The organism is Roseibacterium elongatum DSM 19469 (genome assembly GCF_000590925.1).
GTDB classification, from domain to species: Bacteria; Pseudomonadota; Alphaproteobacteria; order Rhodobacterales; family Rhodobacteraceae; genus Roseibacterium; species Roseibacterium elongatum.
This window is the reverse complement of the sequence record NZ_CP004372.1, coordinates 2226299-2244244: the sequence shown is the minus strand read 5'-3', so window position 1 is coordinate 2244244 and position 17946 is coordinate 2226299. Positions and strand designations below refer to the sequence as shown.

Below are 17946 nucleotides of genomic sequence, written 5' to 3'. Positions count from 1 at the left end.
GATTTTTCGGGCCGCCTGCCCGACAGCCGATGCGCGATCTGCGTAGCAAAGCGGCAGGCCCCATGGCGGGCGGTGACAAAAAACGGTCAAGACGGCGCCGGGCCGCCGCCGGCACGATTTTGCTTGGGGTCCGCTCACGCTGAGTTTACCGTATGGTCAAAAAACAGGGGACCGGGGGATATGCTGGATCTGATCATCACGGGCGCCCGCCTGCCCGACCGGGCGGGCACGGTCGATATCGGGATCAAGGGCGATCGAATCGCCGATATCGCCCCGCATATCGCGGCCGAGGCCCCCGAGGTGATCGACGCGGGCGGGCGGCTTGTGGCCCCGCCCTTTGTCGACCCGCATTTCCACATGGATGCCACGCTCAGCCTTGGGCTGCCTCGCCTGAACGTCTCGGGCACCTTGTTGGAAGGCATCGCGCTCTGGGGCGAGTTGAAGCCGCTGCTGACGCCCGAGGCCGTGATCGCGCGCGCGTTGAAATACTGCGATCTGGCCGTGGCGCAGGGGCTCCTTTCCATCCGGTCCCATGTCGATGTCTCGACCGCGCCGCTGGTGGGCGTCGAGGCCCTGCTGGAGGTCCGCAAACAGGTCGCCCCCTACATCGACCTGCAACTGGTGGCTTTTCCGCAAGACGGCTTGTTCCGCGCCGAGGGCGCCGAAGAGAACCTGTTGCGCGCGCTGGACATGGGCGTTGACGTGGTGGGCGGCATCCCCCATTTCGAGCGCACGATGGAGGATGGCGCGCGGTCGGTGAAACGCCTGTGCCAGATCGCGGCCGAGCGTGATTTGCGCATCGATCTGCATTGCGACGAAAGCGACGATCCGATGTCGCGCCACGTGGAAACCTTGGCCGCCGAGGCGACGCGCCTGGGGCTGGGGGATCGCGTGGTGGCCAGCCATGTCACCGCGATGCATTCCTACGACAATTACTATGCGTCCAAGCTGATCCCCCTGATCGCGGAATCAGGCATGAACGTGGTGCCGAACCCGTTGATCAACATCACGCTGCAGGGCCGATCCGACACCTACCCCCGTCGGCGCGGCCTGACCCGCGTGGCCGAGTTGCGCGCAGCGGGCGTCAATGTCGCCTTCGGGCAGGATTGCACCATGGACCCGTGGTATCCGCTGGGCTCGGCCGACATGCTGGAGGTCGCGCATATGGGCATCCATGCCGCGCCCATGACCTCGCGCGAGGCGATGGGATGGGCGTTCGACAGCGTCACGCTTGGGGGCGCTGCGGCCATGGGCCTGCCCGACCCGACCCTGCGCGTGGGCGGCCCGGCGAACATGGTCGTGCTGCAGGCCCGCGACAAGATCGAGGCCGTGCGCCTCAAGGCCACGCGCCTTGCCGTCATCAAGCACGGGCGCATCCTTGCCCGCACCGCGCCGCGCGTGGCCGCGCTGTCGCTGCCCGACCGCCCGATGCGGCTCGACCCTGCCGACTACGCGCCGCCCGAACAGAAATAACCAAGCAAACCCAACAGGAAAGGATGCTGCCATGTCCCTGAGAACCACCCGCCGCACGCTGATGATGGGGGCCGCCGCCACGCTGGCGCTGCCCGCCTATATCCGCCGCACGAATGCGCAAACCACGATCCGCGTTGCGGGCGTGCATGCCAGCCCCGTGGAAAACGCGTGGAACAGCCGCATCCATCTGGCCATGCAAGAGGCCGCCGCCTCGGGCCTGATCGAGTACGAGTTTTCCGAAGGGGTCGCCGCCACCGACTACCCCCGCGCGATGCGCGAATATGCCGAAAGTGGCGCGCAACTGGTCTGGGGCGAGGCCTATGCCGTCGAGCGCGAGGCGCGCGAAGTGGCCGCCGACTACCCGGAAACGGCCTTCCTCATGGGCTCGTCCGGGGCGGCGGAGGGCGAGAATTTCGGCGTCTTCGGCACCCGCAACCACGAGGCCGCCTATCTGGCCGGCATGCTGGCGGGCGCGATGTCGGAAACCGGCACCTTCGGGTCCGTCGGGGGCTACCCGATCCCCGAGGTGAACCTGCTGATCAACGCCTTCCGCATGGGTGTGACCGAGGTGAACCCCGATGCCACGTTCCTCAACGGCTTCATCGGCGCGTGGTTCGACCCGGCGCGCGCGCAGGAAATGGCCATCGCCCAGATCGACCAGGGCGCGGATGTGCTGTTCGGCGAACGCATCGGCACCGCCGACGGCGCGCAGGCGCGTGGCGTCAAGGCCATCGGCAGCCTGATCGACTATACCCCGCGCTACCCCGAAACGGTCTTTGCCAACGCGATCTGGAACTATGGCCCCACCATCGAGGCCATCGTCGCCGATATCCAGGCGGGCAACCCGGTCGGCCGCGACTATACCGAGTATTCCTTCATGCAATATGGCGGGAACGAGTTGATCTATGTCGCCGACATGGTCCCGGCCGAGGCCGTCCCGGCGATGGAGGCCAAGCAGGCCATGATCCAGTCGGGCGAATTCGAGGTGCCGATCGACGCCAGCGAACCGGCCTGACCAGCCCCCGATGAGCGACGCCACGGCTTTGGCCGGACATATCGCGGCCGGGCGGATTACCGCCCGGTCTGCCATGGCGTCGAGCCATGACGCCGCCGAGGCCCAATCGGGCCTCGGCTCTGTCGCACGCCTGCTGCCGCGCGAGGTGGCGTTGGGCATGGCCGCCGCGCCCGGCCCGTTTTGCGGCGTGCCCATGCTGGGCAAGGATCTGGGCGCGGCGACGCAGGGTCTTGTGGCTTGCGCCGGGTCGCCCGCCTTGCGGTCGCGTTTAAGCGACCCGGACGAGGACAGCCCGTTTTTCGCCCGCCTGCGCGCAGCGGGCGCCCTGCCCTTTGGCCTTAGCACCGTGCCGGAATTCGGCTTTGCCCTGTCGGCGGAACCGCCCGAGGTGCTGCCCGCGCGCAACCCGTTCGACCCCACCCGCACACCCGGCGGATCGTCTGGCGGCGCGGCGGCGGCGGTCGCGGGCGGCATCGTCGCGCTGGCCCATGCCACCGACGCGGCGGGATCAATCCGCGTGCCTGCCGCCTGTTGCGGGCTGTGGGGGTTGAAACCCTCGCGCGGGGCGCTGCCGCAGGGGCCGGGGTTCTTCAACAACCTCATGGGCGTAGCAGGCGACGGCGTGCTGGCGCGCTCCTTGCGCGACGTGGCCACGGCCTATGAATTGACCGCGAGCGAGGCGCGCGGTGTGTCGGCCGACGCCGCAGAACTTCCACTGCCCAGGCGCCCGCGCATCGCCCTTGCCCTGGCCCAACGATGCAGCACCGCCGACCAGGACGCCGCCCGCGCCACCGCCGAGCTGTTCGCCGCAACCGGCTGCGAAGTGATGGAAATCAACGCCCCCGATGCGCTCGGCGCGAAATGCCATGCGCTTGCGGGCCGCATCCTGTCGCTCAGCCAGGCCGAGTGGCTCGACACCCTCGGCGTGCCCGACGCCGAGGTTTCGCCCCTCATCGCCGCATGCCGCGCGCGCGGCGTGGCAATCACCGGCACGCAAGCCTTTGCCATGACGCGAGAGGTGGCGCAGCTGTCCCATTTCGGATGGGCGCTGTTCGACCGCTGCGACGCGATCCTCATGCCCATCCTGTCCGGCCCGCCGCCCGAGATCGGGCATTTCGACTTCACCGCGACAGATGTCGATGCCCATCTGGCCGCGATGGAAGCCATGGCCCCGAACGCCGCCATCGCCAATGTCTGCGGCCTGCCCGCGCTGGCAATTCCAGCCGGGATGGCCGATGGCTTGCCCGTCGGCGTGCAACTGATGGGGCCGATGGGGTCCGATGCGGCGCTGCAGAGGCTCGCCGCGCGGATCGTTGACGCCCTGCCGCCAATCCCCTACCCCGCCCCCATCGCCGGGATGCCGCAATGACCCCTGTTCTGGACCTCGACCACATCACCAAGCGCTTTGGCGCGCTGACCGCCAATGACGAAGTGTCGCTGTCATTGGCCAAGGGTGAGATCCTTGCCCTGTTGGGGGAAAACGGCGCGGGCAAGACGACGCTGATGAACATCCTTTTCGGCCATTACGCGGCAGACGCGGGCGACGTGCGTGTCTTTGGAGAAGCGCTCCCCCCCGGCAAGCCCCGCGCGGCGATCGAGGCCGGTGTCGGCATGGTCCACCAGCATTTCACACTTGCCGGCAACCTGAGCGTTCTGGAGAACGTCATGCTGGGGTCGGAACCGCTGTCGCGCCTGCGGTCGGGCCGTGCGGCGGCGCGGGCGAAACTGATGGCGATTTCCGAGCGCTTCGGCCTGCCGGTGGTGCCCGAGGCCAAGGTGGCGCGCCTGTCGGTGGGCGAGCGTCAGCGCGTCGAAATCCTCAAGGCGCTCTATCGCGACGCGCGCATCCTGATCCTGGACGAGCCGACAGCCGTTCTGGCCCGCCCCGAGGCGCAGCGCCTGTTCGAAACCCTGCGCGGCATGACCGAGGGCGGGCTGTCGATCATCTTCATCAGCCACAAGCTGCACGAGGTGATGGCCGCTTCGGACCGGGTGGCGGTGCTGCGCGGGGGCCGCATGGTGGCCGAGCGCCAGACCGCCCGTACCAACCCGGCGGAACTGGCCGAGTTGATGGTGGGCCGCAAGGTCGAACGCCCCGTGCGTCACGATCACGGCATCGGCGCGCCGGTGTTGCGCGCCGAGGGTGTCAGTGTTGTCGACGAGGGCGAAACGCGGTTGGATACGGTCGATTTCACCGTCCATGCCGGCGAGATCCTCGGCATCGTGGGTGTGTCCGGCAATGGGCAGGGTGCGCTCGGCGCGCTTCTGTCGGGGCTGGCGCATCCGGCCGCGGGGCGGCTGTCGCTTGACGGCGCGGATGTGGGGCATCTGGGGCCGCGCGGCCTGATCCGGGCCGGGGCCGCCCGCGTCCCCGAGGATCGCCATGCCGAGGGCGCGGTGGGCGAGATGAGCGTCTGGGAGAACGCCGTTCTGGAACGGCTGCGCACGGCGGATTTTTCCTCTCGCGGCTTCGTCAGGCAGGCCGCCGCCCGCGCCCATGCCAGCGACCTGATCCGGCGCTTCGACGTTCGTGGGGCCACGCCCGACACGCGCATCCGCCTGCTCTCGGGCGGGAACATGCAAAAGCTGATCCTGGGCCGATGCCTTGCGACGGGGCCGAAGTTCATCCTGGCCAACCAGCCAACGCGCGGCCTGGACGAAGGGGCCATCGCCGCGGTGCATGAGGAATTGCTGGCCGCCCGCGCCGAGGGCGCGGCGATCCTGCTGATCTCGGAAGAGCTGGAAGAGGCCGTGGCCCTGTCGGATCGCATCCAGGCCATCGTGAAGGGGCGGTTGTCAAAACCCATCCCCTCGGACAAGGCGGATGCGCGGCGCCTCGGCCTGATGATGGCCGGCGTGTGGGAGGAAACCGATGCGGCTTGAAAGACGCGAAACCGTGCCCCTGGCGCTGGTCGCCGGGGCGCCGCTGGCCGCCGTTTTCGCCGCGCTGGCGCTGGCGGCGGGGTTGATCCTTGCGGCAGGGGTGAACCCGTTGACCGCCTACGGCGAGATGCTGCGCGGCGCGCTCGGCTCGCGCCTGTCGGTGACCGAGATGTTGACGCGCGCCACGCCCCTGATCCTGACCGGGCTGGCCGCCGCCGTCGCGTTTCGCGCCCGGCTTTGGAATATCGGCGGCGAGGGGCAGTTCTTCATCGGGGCGCTGGTGACGGCATGGATCGGCCATTCGCTGAACCTGCCCGGGCCGATCGGCGTGGCCGTTCTGATGGTCTGCGGCATGGTGGCGGGCGCGCTGCTGCTGGCAGGGCCTGCGTTTTTGCGGCTGCGCTTCGGCGTGGACGAGGTGGTGACGACGCTCTTGCTGAACTTCATCGTGATCCTGTTCGTCGGCCTGATGATCGAGGGGCCGTTGCGCGACCCGCTGGCCTTTGGCTGGCCGCAATCGGTGCCGGTGGATGGCGATTACCGCCTGCCCGACCTGATCGCGCGCACGCGGCTGCATATCGGGTTGCTTTTCGCCATTGCCGCCGCCGGGATCGTCTGGCTGGTGCTGTCGCGCACCGTCTTTGGCGTCGAGACGCGCGCGGCCGGCCTGAACGCGCGCGCCGCCGCCTTTGCCGGGATATCCTTGCCGCGCACGATCATGGGAGTGGCACTGCTGTCGGGGGCGCTGGCGGGGCTGGCGGGGTCGGTCGAGGTGATGGGCGTCACCGGCGGCGTGACCACCACCATGTCGCCGGGCTTCGGCTATGCGGGGATCGTGGTGGCGATGCTGGCCGCGCTGCACCCCGCGGGCGTTGTGGCGGCGGCGATCTTTGTCGCCACCGTGTTCGTCGGCGCCGACGCCATGAGCCGCGCGACCGGCGTGCCCAGCTTCATCGCCGACGTGATCGTGGCGCTGTCGCTGTTAACCATGCTGGTTGCGCTGCTGTTCACCACATACAGGATCCGCCGATGACCGAAGCGCTGGAGCTCTTGCTGAACACCTCTCTCTGGGCTGCCGTGCTGCGCATCGCCACGCCGCTGATCTTTGGCGTTCTGGGCGCGCTCTTGTGCGAACGCGCGGGCGTGCTGAACCTCGGGATCGAGGGGATCATGACAATGGGCGCGATGGTGGGCTGGCTGACGGTCTATCTGGGCGGCGATCTGTGGATGGGGCTGGCCGTGGCGGCGACGGCGGGCGCGGTGATGGGCCTGCTGCACGCGACGCTGACCGTGCCCTTGGGTCTGTCGCAGCATGTCTCGGGCCTGGGCATCACGCTGTTCGCCTCGGCGCTGGCCTATTACCTCTATCGCCTGATCGTCACGGTGGGCGAGACGCCGCCCACGATCACGCCGTTCCAGCCACTGGACATTCCCGGCCTGTCGGACATCCCCGGCATCGGGCCGGTCCTCTTCGGGCAGACGGCCCCGACCTATCTGGCGCTGCTGGCGGTGGGGGTCATGGCCTATGTGCTGACGCGCACGCCGCTGGGTCTGGCCATCCGCATGACTGGCGAAAACCCCCACGCGGTCGAGGCCCAGGGGCTGAACCCGATCCGCATCCGCATCGGCGCGGTGATGGCGGGCTCGGCCCTGATGGGGCTGGGCGGGGCCTTCCTGACCACGGCGGCGTTCAACTCGTTCTTTCCCGAGATGGTGCAGGGGCGCGGCTGGATCTGCATCGCGCTGGTGGTGTTCGCCAGTTGGCGGCCGGGCAAGGCGCTGATCGGCGCCCTCTTGTTCGCGTTTTTCGACGCCTACCAGTTGCGCCTGCAAACGGTGGTCGAGGGCGTGCCCTACCAGTTGTTCCTGATGGCGCCCTACGTGCTGTCCATCGTCGCGCTGGTGCTGGTGGCCCGTCGGGCCGAGGTGCCCGAGGCGCTGATGACCCCCTATCGCCGGGGCGAGCGCTGAGGGTCGGGAAAGGCACCGCACGGGCCGGAGTGTCAGCGTCGCGGTCAGTCGGTATCGCCCGCGTCCGGACCGGCCCCGGCCGCGCGCGAGGTCGCGCTGTCGGGCACGTAGGTCCGCGCGGTCAAGGCCTCCAGGCGCGCCCAGTCCTCCGCCCCGACAGGGCGCGCGCGCCAATCGGGCGGCGTGACGCGATCGGGGGGCTGCGTCATTGTCAGCCTGACCTCGCTGGCCATCGGGGCCGCAAGGTCGCCCGTCGCCACGGCCCCGCCCGGCGCGCAGATGACCGAGGCACCGGCCCAGGCCAGCCGATAGGCCCCGCCCCCGTTTGCACCCCGCAAGAGCAAGGGGGCTGCCAGCAGCAGCGGCGCGGCCACCTGCCCCGTTGGCACGGTCAGCGACGGCAAATGGTCGGACAGGGCCACCATCGCCGACAGACCGCAGGCCGGCAGGGGCACCGGCGCGTCCAGACCGAAACAGGCGCAGGCGCGCGGGGTATCAAACAGCGCGGCGAGCACCGCCACACCCGGCATCCCGTGGCGTTCCAGGACATGCACGGCCAGACCGGCCTCTTCGGCCATGCCCCAGGCACAGCCTGCGCCGCGCGCGGCCCGTGTGGCCGTGGCGCGGATCTCGGACAGGGTGCGGCTGATGTCGGTCATGACACGGGGTCCGAAACGGCCTGCCGGATCGGCGGATAGGCCCAGTCATCCTCGGGCAGGTCATGCAACTCGTCGGGGAACGGGGCGTTTTGATACATTGTGATCCGCACCCAGCGATCCGAGCGCGGGTCAAACCGTGTCGCCCCGAAAAACGCCAGCTTCAACCGCAGCATGTCGATGGGCACCATGTCGGCCGCCAGCAGGTTGCCCCGGATCTCGGCATAGGGGGCCGCGCGGGCCATCTGGACGCGACGCAGGATGCGGCGGTGCTGCGGCCGGGTGGCAAGGAAGTCGCCCACCGACATCTCGGGCGCGACACTGTCCAGCGCGGCGGCCAGCGCAACGGCGCGGTGGGCCATGTCCATCGGGTCTTGCAGGGCGGCGCCGGCGTCGCGTGCCCGCTCGCCCAGACGCGGTTCGCGCTTGGCTGCGGAGACATACCAGAACCGCGCGCGGGCCTCGGGCCGCGCAGGGTTGGCATCGAGCGCCCATCCGTATTGCGCCCGCAGCAGGCGCGACAACGCCCCTACCGTCTCGGCCCCGTCGATGGGAAAACCCGCCATCTCGTCCGCGCCCATGGTCTCGGCCAGATCGTCGACCACCGCGCCATGGGGCTCGATCATCAGGGCCACGACCAGTTCCTGCCCCTCGAGGCTCAGCCCCCCCTCGGCCCACCGCCAAAGCGCCTCCCATGGATGTGGCGACACCAGGCACCCGGCGGCCAGATGCGCCGTCAACCGCGCAAGATCGCGGCGCAGATCGTCGATCTTGCCCCGCTGCACCGGATGCGCCGAAGGCCACTGATCGAGTGTGCCGCGCACCCGCCGAACCGCGCCCTCGAAAGCGGCGCGTGTCCCTTCATCGGCCTCGGGCAAGGCGCGCACACGCGACAGGGCGGTCTCGCGCGCCGTGATCCACGCATCCAGAAGAGCAGGATGATTGACCAGGAACGGCGCCATGCCCAGGCCGGTGGAATTGCCGATCCCGAACCGGCGGCGCAGGGCCGGATCCAGCCGCGCGGCCCCCGCCCCGCCCTGCGCGGCGGCCAGATGCTCGACCAGGTCCATGACAAAGGCCCGGATCAGCCAGACCGTCAGCATTTCGGCCCGAAACGGGCCGTCGAGCAATCCGCGCCCGCGCAAGGCGCCGAAATCGGCCGCCCCGAACTTGCCCGAGCCATACACCGCCGTGGTCCGCATGAGGTAGCCCACCGCATCGATCCGGTCGGGGTCGGGCTGGCGCCCGGCGGCAAGGCGGCTGACGACATGATCCCACAGGCGGACCGAGCGATTGGCCCGCGACAGGACGAGTTCACGGTCGCTGACGCGCCCTGCCTCCTGCAGCGGGACATTGGCGGCCAGCCGGTCCAGATCGGCCGTGCCGGGCGTGCCGTCGACCAGGGCAAAGGTGGCGTCCCACGCCTCGGCGATCACGCGGTCCGAGCGCATTTTCTCCGGCAGGTCATGGGCGAAGGCCACGAGCGAAAAGGCCCCATCCGGCCCATTCGCCCGGTAGACGGCCCGCCCGACGCCACGCGCGTCGATCTCCCACAGGGGGCGATCCACCTGCCAGCCCTGTCGCCGCAGGCCGCGCAGCAGCACCCGCATGAAGCTGAGCCGTGTCTGATGCGCCGCCCCCAGCCGCGGCAGTCCCATGACCTGATCGGGGGGGCGGCATCTGGGTCATGCGGCGGGCCCGAAGCTGTCGTCGAAAAACCGTAGCCAGTTCTCGCCCATGATCGCCGCCACCTCGGCATCTGAAAACCCCTTGGCGTGCAGCCCGGCGGCAAGGCGCGGAAAATCGCGGTTGTCGGCGAAGAAATCGGGCATCGTCGGAAAGCCTGGCGCATCCGCGGACCCTTCGCCATAGTCGATCTTCTTGGTCCAGCGGCCGACGCGCATCCATTCCACGACGCTGTCGGGCTGGTCCTGACACAGATCGCTGCCGATCCCGATCCGCGCGACCCCCATGAGGTCGGCTGTGTCGGCCACCATTGCGCAGAAATCGTCCAGCGTGCACCGCGAGCCGCCGCGCAGGTGATGCGGATAGAGGGAGACCCCCAACATGCCGCCCGTCTCGGCCAGGGCGCGCAGAACCGTGTCGGATTTGTTGCGCCGGGCGGGGTGCCAGCGCGCGGGATTGGCATGGGTGATGGCGATGGGGCGGCGGCTGTGTTCGATCGCCTCGAGCGTCGAGCGCTCGGCGGAATGGCTCATGTCGACGACCATGCCGACGCGGTTCATCTCGGCCACCACCTCGCAGCCCATCCGGGTCAGGCCCGCGTCGCGATCCTCGTAGCAGCCGGTCGCGAGCAGGGACTGGTTGTTATAGGTCAGTTGCATGAAGCGCAGGCCCAGGCGGTGCAGGATCTCGACCAGCCCGATATCATCTTCGATCGGGGCGGGCGTCTGCGCGCCAAAGGCGATGGCGGTGCGACCCGCCGCCTTGGCCGCGCGGATGTCGTCGGCCGTGAAGGCCTGGCAGATCAGGTCCGGGAACCTTTCGAAACGGCGGTTCCACGCCTCGATGTTCAGGACCGTCTCGCGGAACATCTCGTGATAGGCGATGGTGACATGCACGGCATCGACGCCGCCCGCCCGCATCTGGCGGAACACCTTTTCCGACCAGTTGGCGTATTGCAGCCCGTCGATGACATGCGGTGCGGCCATGAGCCCCGTTTCCTGATCGTCCCCGATGCAGCCTCGCCCCCTCACGGGGCGGTTGGCAACGGTTTTCTGGACGGGGCCGCACACCGCGGGGGGCGTGCACGCTCAGATCACCACCGGTCTGCGGCGGCGGTTGATCTCGCGCAGCAGGCTGTAGATCGTGGCCATGGATGTCTTGGCATTGCCGCCCGACGCCGCGTTGTCGATCTGCACCCGGAACCGCGCCACGGGCGAGGTCACCTCGTAGCTGTGGCGGTTGCCGGTCGCGGCGGGGTCCGCGATCAGTTCGACCCGGGTTGCATCCAACCCCGCCCCCGCCAGCGCCAAGGTCGCCGCAACATTGGCGTTCTTGGGGTACGTCAACGCGGCCTCGCGCGCCGAGCCGTTGAAAAAGGCCGTGGGCGCATCCAGCCGATCCAGATCGAGGCTTGCCTCGGCCGCCGTGCCCAGCCAGGCGGCGGGCGGTTTGACCCCTTGGTAGCGCACCGACAGATCACCCGCCGGCGCAAGTGCCGACAGCAGGTCGATGCCCCCGATCGCCCCCGCAGGCAGGATCAGGGGCGCGCCGCCCGCCTCGGCGGCCTGGTGAAGGGACCGGGCCAGGGGCGTCGTCGGCCAGCGCCCCGACCGAGACCACGATCACCGGCACACCCGCCTGCAGGACCTGCGGCACCGGGCCCGAGACAGCGCCATGGCCCGCGCATTCCGCGACCAGATCGGGCGCGTCAGACAAAAGATCCGACAGATCGCCGGTCACCTGACACCGTTCCGCGGCGCGACAGCCTGCAAGGGCCTGCCGTGTCCGTACAACTGTGCCGGGCCGCACCAGCACGGTCAGACGATCCAGCGGCTCCTCCGCCAGGAGATCGGTCAGACCCCACGCGATATTGCCGTATCCGATGAGTCCAAGATGCATTCGCCGTCCCGCGCCCCCGCACATGCCCTGGCTGCCCGGGCCGGATAGCATCATGGGTGGCCCCGATCTGGCAACCGGTTTCGACCTCGCCAGGTGGGCGTTTCATGCTGCGCCGCGCCTCGGGCCACAGGTTTCGCATTGAAATCGCCGCCACCCTGCCCGAGGGTTCGCCACATGGCCAAGGTGGCATCGGGATCGGGCGGGGCAGCATGACGGATGTCGATATCGCGATTGTCGGCGCGGGGATCGTGGGCACCAGTTGCGCGCTCTGGGCGCGGATGCGCGGGCATCGCGTGGTGCTGATCGATCCGGCGCCGCCGGGGTCGGGTACCAGTGCGGGCAATGCCTGCACGCTGGCGACCTATGGCTGCCTGCCGGTCAACGACCCTTCGGTGCTGCGCGACCTGCCGCGCCTGATCTTCGGGGGCGACAGCCCGGTGTCGATCTCGTACCGTCATGCGCTGCGCCATCCCGGTTGGATGCTGGCCTTTCTGGCCAATTGCCGGGGGGCGCGGTCGCGCGCGATCGCGGGGCATCTGGCGGGTCTGTTGGCCCATGCCGATGCCGGGGTGAACCCCTTGATCGCCGAGGCGGGGGCCGAGGACCTGGTGGTTGCCCGCGGGCAGGTGACCGTCTGGTCCACCGCGCGCGCCGCACGCGCCGCCGAGGCCGGCCTTTCCCTGCGTCGCGATCTGGGCGTTGCGCTGACCGAGGTCTCGCCCGAAACCGCCGCCGCCATGGAGCCGGGACTGGCCCTGCCGATCCGGCGGGCCGTCCATTACCCCGAGGCACGCCATGTCACAGACCCCGAGGCGCTGGTGCAAAGGTTTCACGCCCGCTTCACCGCGCTTGGCGGAGAAACGCTGGTCGCGGCGGTGTCGGCCACGCGTGCGGGCCCCGATGCCGTTCGTGTGGTCGCGGGCGACCAGCGGATCGAGGCCGGGCATGTCGTGATCGCCGCCGGGGCCTTTTCCCGCCGCATCGCCGGATCGGGGGCCGAGCACCTGCCCCTTGGGACCGAGCGCGGCTATCACCTGCTGTTCCCCGGCGAGGCGCAGAGGCTGACCCGCCCCGTCGGCTGGGCCGAGGGCGGGTTCTATGCCACACCCATGGGGCGGGGTTTGAGGCTGGCCGGTACAGTCGAAATCAGCGGCCTTGACGCCCCGGTCAATGCCCGCCGATTGGCCTATCTTGACCGCCGTGGGCACGAGATGCTGGGCCCGTTGCCGAAACCGGCATCCAGCTGGCTGGGCTATCGCCCGACCCTGCCCGACAGCCTGCCGGTGATCGGCCCGAGCGTGCAATCGGGGCGCATTCTGCATGCCTTTGGCCATCAGCATCTGGGCCTGACACTGGGCGGGATCACGGGGCGCCTGATCGCGGATCTGGCCGAGGGGCGGCACCCGAACATGCCGCTTCGCCCTTACCGGTCCACGCGCGGTTTCCTGCGCGGCTGAGGCGGCCCTCAGCCCTCGGGCGGCAGCGCCGCCGCCCCGGACAGCGCCCGGGTCAGGGCCACACCGCTTTTGCCTGTCGCGCGCATCGCCTCGATCAGCCGGGCGGTTTGGTCTGCCGCCGCGTCGACGCCCAGCCCCGCATCCCGGATGTTCGAGATGCAGTTGCGCGCGCTGTCGGGTGTCTCGGGCCGCGGCCGATGGGTGATATAGACCCCAAGGCTGTCCGCCGCCGAAAGGCCGGGGCGTTCGCCGAGCGCCATCACCACGGTTTCGGCCCCCAAGGCGCCGGCGATCTTGTCGCCCAGCGCCACGCGGGCCTGCCGCGCCAGCACGACCGGCCCCGTGTGTAACCCGATCCCGGCCAGACGGTCGGCCAGCGCCGCAATGAACGCCACCCCGTTCAGATGTACCGCCGTCGCCGACAACCCGTCGCCCAGGACCAGTGCCACGTCGATGGGGCCAAGCCCCCCCAACGCCGCATCATCAGGCAGGCCGCGACCCAGATCGGGGCGGCGGATGAAGGTGTCGCGCGTGTCGGCCCGGCTGACCACGGCGAGATGCCCGAGCCCTGCCCGGTTCAGCGCCGCGCCAAGCCGGGCAACATCCAGATCGGCCAGAACCGCAGCGCGCGCCCGCGCATGATCCAGCGCGAAATCCAGGGTGCTGCCGGTGCTCAGCGCCGCCCCCGCGCGCCAAAGGTCAATCGCGCCTGCGTGAGCGCGCGGATGTCGTCGCGCGATATGGTGGGCCGGTCACTCATGCTGCGGGCAGGCGCAGCTGGCCCAGCGCCGCCTCGAGCGTCGGCAGGGTCACCTCGGGCGTGCCGATGCCGTTGGCCGCCATCCACCCGGCAAACTCGGGTGCCGGCGGGCGGCCCAGCGTGTCGCGGATGAACTGCGCGTCGTGGAACGCAAGGCTTTGGTAATTCAGCATGATGTCATCGGCGCCGGGAACGGTGATGACGAAATTCACCCCAGCCGCGGCCAGCGTTGTCAGCAGGATATCCATATCCTCCTGATCGGCATAGGAATGGTTGGTGTAACAGATATCCACCCCCATCGGCAGGCCGAGGAGCTTGCCGCAGAAATGATCCTCCAGCCCCGCGCGGATGATCTGTTTCCCATCGGCCAGGTATTCCGGCCCGATGAACCCCACGACCGTGTTCACCAGAAGGGGCCGATAGCGCCGGGCGACGGCATAGGCGCGCGCCTCGATGGTCTGCTGGTCCATGCCGTGATGGGCCTCGGCCGACAGGGCCGCGCCCTGCCCCGTCTCGAAATACATAACGTTCGCCCCCGTGGGCGCGCGGCCCAGCGCGGTGGCGGCATCATAAGCCTCGTCCAATAGGGGCAGCGTCACGCCAAAGCCCGCGTTCGCCTTTTCCGAGCCTGCGACGGACTGAAAGACCAGATCGACGGGGGCGCCGGCCTCGATCGCGGCGATGGCGGTGGTGACATGGCCGAGGCAGCAATGCTGGGTGGGAATGTCGAGCTGGGTGCGGATGGCCTCGAGCACCTCGCAGATGCGGATAAAGTCGGGCAAGCTGTCGGTGGCGGGGTTCACGCCGATCACCGCGTCGCCCGCCCCCATCAGCACCCCGTCCAGCGCGGCCAGCGCAATGCCCCGGCTGTCATCGGTGGGGTGGTTGGGCTGATTGCGCGTCGACATCCGCCCGCGCAGCCCGATGGTCGAGCGAAAGCGGGTCACGACCTCAAGCTTGGCGGCGACCGCGATCAGGTCCTGGGCGCGCATGATCTTGCTGACGGCCGCCACCATTTCCGGCGTCAGGCCCCAGGCAATCGCGGCGATCTGCGCACCGGTGGTGGCGGGGTCCAGCAGCCAGTCGCGAAACTGCCCCACGGTAAAGGCCGCGACAGGCGCGAAACGCGCCATGTCATGTTGCTCGAAAATCAGCGCGGTGACCGCATCGCCATCCTGTTCAAGCACGTCGTCGAGGAAATCGCGCAACGGCACATCGGCCAGACAGACCTGCGCCGCGATACGCTCGACCGGCCCTTCGGCGGCGATCCCGGCCAGGGCGTCGCCGCTGCGTTCGGGGGTTGCCTTGGCCAGAAGCCCCTTGAGCGAGGCAAAGCCGAAGCGTGTCCCGTTGATATCCGTGCGATACCCCATGGCATCAGAGGATCACGCGGAACGCCCTGCGACAAGCCCCCACCGGGCCATCGCGCCACACAGCCGCCTGTTGCCCAAACGCACGGCATATCCTGCGCGCGGCAGCCAAATCGCAGGCAGCCGCCACAGCCCTCAGCGCTGCAGGGTGCCGATATATTCGGCCAGCGCGATCAGCCGGGGCGGCGTGGGCGTCATGACGCCCGGCTCGGTCTCGAACGGTACAAGCTCGCCTTCGAAGAGCAGGCCGAACTCGGGCATGGTGCCCGTATCGCTGGTATAGCCGTCGATCCGCGCCATGACCTCGAGCATCGGAAACGTGCCGCCGTTGCGCGCCGCCAGCAGCGTCAGGTCGGCGGGGCGCGGGGTCACCCCGATCGCGGCCGGCCCGTCCCCCGCCCCGGCGCCGCCATGGCAGGTGGCGCAAAGGGCCACGAAATCCTCTGCGCCGGTCGGCGGCTCTTCGGCCTCCATGCAGCCCGCCAGCGCCAGCGCCAGCGCGACGCCGCCCAGCCCGATCCCGTAACGCATGATCCGATCCTCCCCTCAGTTGCGTCTGCCCGATCCGAGGCCGCCTGTCGCGGGCGGCCTCGTGTGCGATCAGTTTACGGCGTGCCGCGCGTGCCCCGCCTTGATCGGGGTCATGCCGGAACAGCCCCCTTGCGTCGGATCGCCGTTGCGTGTCCCTTGGGGGAAACCGCGTTCTCAGGCATCGCCATGACCCCACATTTCGCCGCCCGAATGGCGCGTGTCACCCCCAACGCCATCGGAGAGTTGCTGGCCCTTGGCGCCGACCCGTCGATCATCTCCTTCGGGGGCGGCTACCCGGACCCCACGCTTTTTCCCGTTGCCGCGTTGGAGGCGGTGTTTTCCGAGGTGATCCGCGCGCCGGGCGGTCTGGCCATGCAATATGCGCCCTCGGACGGCCTGCCGCGGCTACGCGAACAGGTGGCCGACCTGATGCAGCGCGACGGCACGCCCTGCCGCGCCGAGGAGGTGCTGATCCTGCAAGGCAGCCAGCAGGGGCTGGACTTTGCCGCGCGGATGCTGGTGGACCCCGGCGACGTGATCGTGACCGAGGACCCAACCTTTCTGGGGGCCAGGATCGCCTTTGACACGGCACGACCGCGCTATGCGGCCATCCCCGTCGATGCCGACGGGATGCGCATGGACAGGCTGGAAGAGGTGCTGACCACCACGCCGAAGGTGCGGATGATCTACACGATCCCCGAATTTCAGAACCCCACCGGGGTCACCCTGTCGCTGGCACGTCGCCAGCGCCTGATCGACCTGGCGAACCGCCATGACGTTGTCGTGCTCGAGGATTCGCCCTATCGGCAGATCCGCTTTGCGGGTAACCCCCTGCCGAGTTTGAAATCGCTCGACACGCAAGGGCGCGTGATCCACCTGGGGTCGTTTTCCAAGGTCCTCGTCCCCGGTTTGCGCGTCGGATGGGCGCTGGCCGCGGCGCCGTATCTCGACAAGCTCAAACTGCTCAAGACCGCCGCCGATACCCAGACCTCGACCCTGAACATGGCGGCGACCAGCCTGTTTCTGGACCGCCACGATCTCGACGCGCATATCGCCGATCTGCGGCATGCCTATGGCCGCAAGAAAGAGGTCATGCTGGACGCGATCCGTCGGCATTTCCCGCAGGATGTGACGGTGACCGACCCCGAGGGCGGGTTGTTCACCTGGGCGACCTTTCCCGAGGGATTCGACGCCACCGTCTTCATGCGCGATGTCGCCCTGCCCCGGGCGCGCGTCGCCTACGTGCCCGGCGGCAGCTTTTTCCCGGTTGACCCACGCCCCAACCACGCGCGCTTCAACTACTCGGCGCAGCCCGAAGATCGCATCGTCGCCGGGATCGCCGCCCTGGGCGATGCCCTGAAGCGCCATGCATGACGCGGCCAAGTGCAGCGAATTCGGCAAATTTTCATCCAAATTCAGCCGTTTTTTACCGGTAGGGTCCAACGCGACATGTTCAAGAGGTCACCATGGATCGCGACCCTGTCCGACACATGCACACGGCAACACCACGTGCGTTCGCTTTTGACGAAAGCGGCGCGACGGCGGTGGACTGGGCCGTGCTCAGCGCGGCGACGCTGGGGGTCGGGCTGGCCGTCATCTCGGCAACCAGCAGCGGCCTGAACTCGTTGTCGGGCGACATCTCGACCGGGCTCAGCGCGGTCATGGAGGTCACGGAATCGGTCCTGGCCGCCTTCGATTTCGAGACCGGCATCGGGACATGGCTGGGCGGGGTCGTGCTGGATGTGCCCGGCTTCGGCAACATGCTGGTGCTGGATGGCCAGGACAACGCCGGCGGCATCGGCACCTACGCGACGATCGCGCTCGACCCCAATGCCGCCTATGCGGAAATCACCTTCGATCTCGCCTTTGTCGACAGCTGGGACAACGAAAACGCCTATGTCTACATCAACGGCACGGCGGTGGCGCTGGGCACATTCACCCATCTCGACCATCCGCAGTTCGGGACAGGCGATGTGCCGCCCGCAATGACCGAGCTTGGCGGCGTGACGGTGACCTTCGGCGACCCGGTGGCGACGCAGGGCGGGTATTTCGACGCCGGCCATGCGGGCCATTACGTCGATTATACCCAGCCCGTGACCCTTGTGATCGAAACCGGCGGCGCCTCGGAAATCGAGCTTGGGTTCGGCACCACCCTGAACAGCTCCCACACCGACGAGTCGCTGGGAATCGACAATATTCAGGTGATTTCCACCGAAACGCCGTGATCGGAAAAAAGATGGAATTT

General features: G+C 68.9%; 17 protein-coding genes. 9 read left to right on the top strand and 8 right to left on the bottom strand.

Features of this window, described 5'->3' with window-relative positions:
- The first annotated feature begins 180 nt into the window (after positions 1–180).
- The 6 genes from ROSELON_RS10905 to ROSELON_RS10880 are packed head-to-tail and all read left to right on the top strand — an operon-like array spanning position 181 to position 7342.
- Positions 181–1473, top strand: a complete 1293-nt coding sequence (locus ROSELON_RS10905) for an amidohydrolase family protein (protein WP_025312430.1) — start codon at positions 181–183, stop codon at positions 1471–1473.
- A gap of 31 nt (positions 1474–1504) precedes the next feature.
- A complete protein-coding gene (locus ROSELON_RS10900) occupies positions 1505–2488 on the top strand; it encodes a BMP family protein (RefSeq protein WP_025312429.1) in 984 nt (327 codons plus the stop codon).
- A 10-nt stretch (positions 2489–2498) separates the two neighbouring features.
- Entirely contained in the window at positions 2499–3857 is a 1359-nt protein-coding gene (locus ROSELON_RS10895; protein WP_025312428.1) for an amidase, read from the top strand.
- Entirely contained in the window at positions 3854–5371 is a 1518-nt protein-coding gene (locus tag ROSELON_RS10890) for an ABC transporter ATP-binding protein (RefSeq protein WP_025312427.1), read from the top strand. The genes ROSELON_RS10895 and ROSELON_RS10890 overlap by 4 nt, the downstream gene beginning before the upstream one ends.
- On the top strand, positions 5361–6404 hold the full coding sequence (locus tag ROSELON_RS10885) for an ABC transporter permease (protein WP_025312426.1): 1044 nt from the start codon (positions 5361–5363) through the stop codon (positions 6402–6404). Before ROSELON_RS10890 ends, ROSELON_RS10885 begins: the two co-directional genes overlap by 11 nt.
- Positions 6401–7342, top strand: coding sequence for an ABC transporter permease (locus ROSELON_RS10880; protein WP_025312425.1), 942 nt, complete (start codon positions 6401–6403; stop codon positions 7340–7342). The genes ROSELON_RS10885 and ROSELON_RS10880 overlap by 4 nt, the downstream gene beginning before the upstream one ends.
- 44 nt (positions 7343–7386) lie before the next feature.
- Here the strand turns inward: ROSELON_RS10880 and ROSELON_RS10875 are convergent, their stop codons facing one another.
- From ROSELON_RS10875 to ROSELON_RS18440, 5 genes are all read right to left on the bottom strand, one after another.
- Entirely contained in the window at positions 7387–8001 is a 615-nt protein-coding gene (locus ROSELON_RS10875; protein WP_025312424.1) for a DUF3726 domain-containing protein, read from the bottom strand.
- Entirely contained in the window at positions 7998–9656 is a 1659-nt protein-coding gene (locus ROSELON_RS10870; protein WP_025312423.1) for a hypothetical protein, read from the bottom strand. Before ROSELON_RS10870 ends, ROSELON_RS10875 begins: the two co-directional genes overlap by 4 nt.
- 27 nt (positions 9657–9683) lie before the next feature.
- Positions 9684–10670, bottom strand: coding sequence for a membrane dipeptidase (locus ROSELON_RS10865; RefSeq protein ID WP_025312422.1), 987 nt, complete (start codon positions 10668–10670; stop codon positions 9684–9686).
- 102 nt (positions 10671–10772) lie between these two features.
- Positions 10773–11153, bottom strand: coding sequence for an aspartate dehydrogenase domain-containing protein (locus ROSELON_RS18445; RefSeq protein ID WP_198020751.1), 381 nt, complete (start codon positions 11151–11153; stop codon positions 10773–10775).
- A gap of 7 nt (positions 11154–11160) precedes the next feature.
- Positions 11161–11583 (bottom strand): hypothetical protein, encoded by a 423-nt coding sequence (locus ROSELON_RS18440; protein WP_198020750.1) that lies wholly within the window; start codon positions 11581–11583, stop codon positions 11161–11163.
- Positions 11584–11687: 104 nt separating this feature from the next.
- Here ROSELON_RS18440 and ROSELON_RS10855 point away from each other — a divergent pair, with 104 nt between their 5' ends.
- On the top strand, positions 11688–13040 hold the full coding sequence (locus tag ROSELON_RS10855; RefSeq protein ID WP_245605329.1) for an NAD(P)/FAD-dependent oxidoreductase: 1353 nt from the start codon (positions 11688–11690) through the stop codon (positions 13038–13040).
- 8 nt (positions 13041–13048) lie between these two features.
- On the opposite strand, the gene eutC is transcribed toward ROSELON_RS10855, so the two are convergent.
- From eutC to ROSELON_RS10840, 3 genes are all read right to left on the bottom strand, one after another.
- Positions 13049–13744: an ethanolamine ammonia-lyase subunit EutC gene (gene eutC / locus ROSELON_RS10850; protein WP_281172864.1), complete on the bottom strand. Its 696-nt coding sequence runs from the start codon at positions 13742–13744 to the stop codon at positions 13049–13051.
- Positions 13745–13796: 52 nt separating this feature from the next.
- Positions 13797–15173 (bottom strand): ethanolamine ammonia-lyase subunit EutB, encoded by a 1377-nt coding sequence (locus ROSELON_RS10845; protein WP_025312419.1) that lies wholly within the window; start codon positions 15171–15173, stop codon positions 13797–13799.
- A gap of 132 nt (positions 15174–15305) precedes the next feature.
- Positions 15306–15701, bottom strand: a complete 396-nt coding sequence (locus ROSELON_RS10840; protein WP_025312418.1) for a hypothetical protein — start codon at positions 15699–15701, stop codon at positions 15306–15308.
- Between the two features lie 186 nt (positions 15702–15887).
- Here ROSELON_RS10840 and ROSELON_RS10835 point away from each other — a divergent pair, with 186 nt between their 5' ends.
- The gene (locus tag ROSELON_RS10835; protein ID WP_025312417.1) at positions 15888–17075 is read left to right on the top strand and encodes an aminotransferase-like domain-containing protein; all 1188 of its coding nucleotides are present in this window, start codon (positions 15888–15890) and stop codon (positions 17073–17075) included.
- Positions 17076–17191: 116 nt separating this feature from the next.
- Positions 17192–17926, top strand: coding sequence for a Flp family type IVb pilin (locus tag ROSELON_RS17530; protein ID WP_217520156.1), 735 nt, complete (start codon positions 17192–17194; stop codon positions 17924–17926).
- Positions 17927–17946 lie beyond the last annotated feature (20 nt).

What these genes read in the sequence shown, in the direction of transcription:
- ROSELON_RS10870 (WP_025312423.1), bottom strand. Translation starts at nt 9,656, where the DNA reads ATGGGACTGCCGCGGCTGGGGGCGGCGCATCAGACACGGCTCAGCTTC.
- ROSELON_RS18440 (WP_198020750.1), bottom strand. Translation starts at nt 11,583, where the DNA reads ATGCATCTTGGACTCATCGGATACGGCAATATCGCGTGGGGTCTGACC.
- ROSELON_RS10835 (WP_025312417.1), top strand. Translation starts at nt 15,888, where the DNA reads ATGACCCCACATTTCGCCGCCCGAATGGCGCGTGTCACCCCCAACGCC.
- ROSELON_RS10905 (WP_025312430.1), top strand. Translation starts at nt 181, where the DNA reads ATGCTGGATCTGATCATCACGGGCGCCCGCCTGCCCGACCGGGCGGGC.
- ROSELON_RS10900 (WP_025312429.1), top strand. Translation starts at nt 1,505, where the DNA reads ATGTCCCTGAGAACCACCCGCCGCACGCTGATGATGGGGGCCGCCGCC.
- ROSELON_RS10885 (WP_025312426.1), top strand. Translation starts at nt 5,361, where the DNA reads ATGCGGCTTGAAAGACGCGAAACCGTGCCCCTGGCGCTGGTCGCCGGG.
- ROSELON_RS10855 (WP_245605329.1), top strand. Translation starts at nt 11,688, where the DNA reads ATGCTGCGCCGCGCCTCGGGCCACAGGTTTCGCATTGAAATCGCCGCC.
- ROSELON_RS10840 (WP_025312418.1), bottom strand. Translation starts at nt 15,701, where the DNA reads ATGCGTTACGGGATCGGGCTGGGCGGCGTCGCGCTGGCGCTGGCGCTG.
- ROSELON_RS17530 (WP_217520156.1), top strand. Translation starts at nt 17,192, where the DNA reads ATGCACACGGCAACACCACGTGCGTTCGCTTTTGACGAAAGCGGCGCG.
- ROSELON_RS10875 (WP_025312424.1), bottom strand. Translation starts at nt 8,001, where the DNA reads ATGACCGACATCAGCCGCACCCTGTCCGAGATCCGCGCCACGGCCACA.
- ROSELON_RS10880 (WP_025312425.1), top strand. Translation starts at nt 6,401, where the DNA reads ATGACCGAAGCGCTGGAGCTCTTGCTGAACACCTCTCTCTGGGCTGCC.
- ROSELON_RS10865 (WP_025312422.1), bottom strand. Translation starts at nt 10,670, where the DNA reads ATGGCCGCACCGCATGTCATCGACGGGCTGCAATACGCCAACTGGTCG.
- ROSELON_RS10895 (WP_025312428.1), top strand. Translation starts at nt 2,499, where the DNA reads ATGAGCGACGCCACGGCTTTGGCCGGACATATCGCGGCCGGGCGGATT.
- ROSELON_RS10845 (WP_025312419.1), bottom strand. Translation starts at nt 15,173, where the DNA reads ATGGGGTATCGCACGGATATCAACGGGACACGCTTCGGCTTTGCCTCG.
- ROSELON_RS10890 (WP_025312427.1), top strand. Translation starts at nt 3,854, where the DNA reads ATGACCCCTGTTCTGGACCTCGACCACATCACCAAGCGCTTTGGCGCG.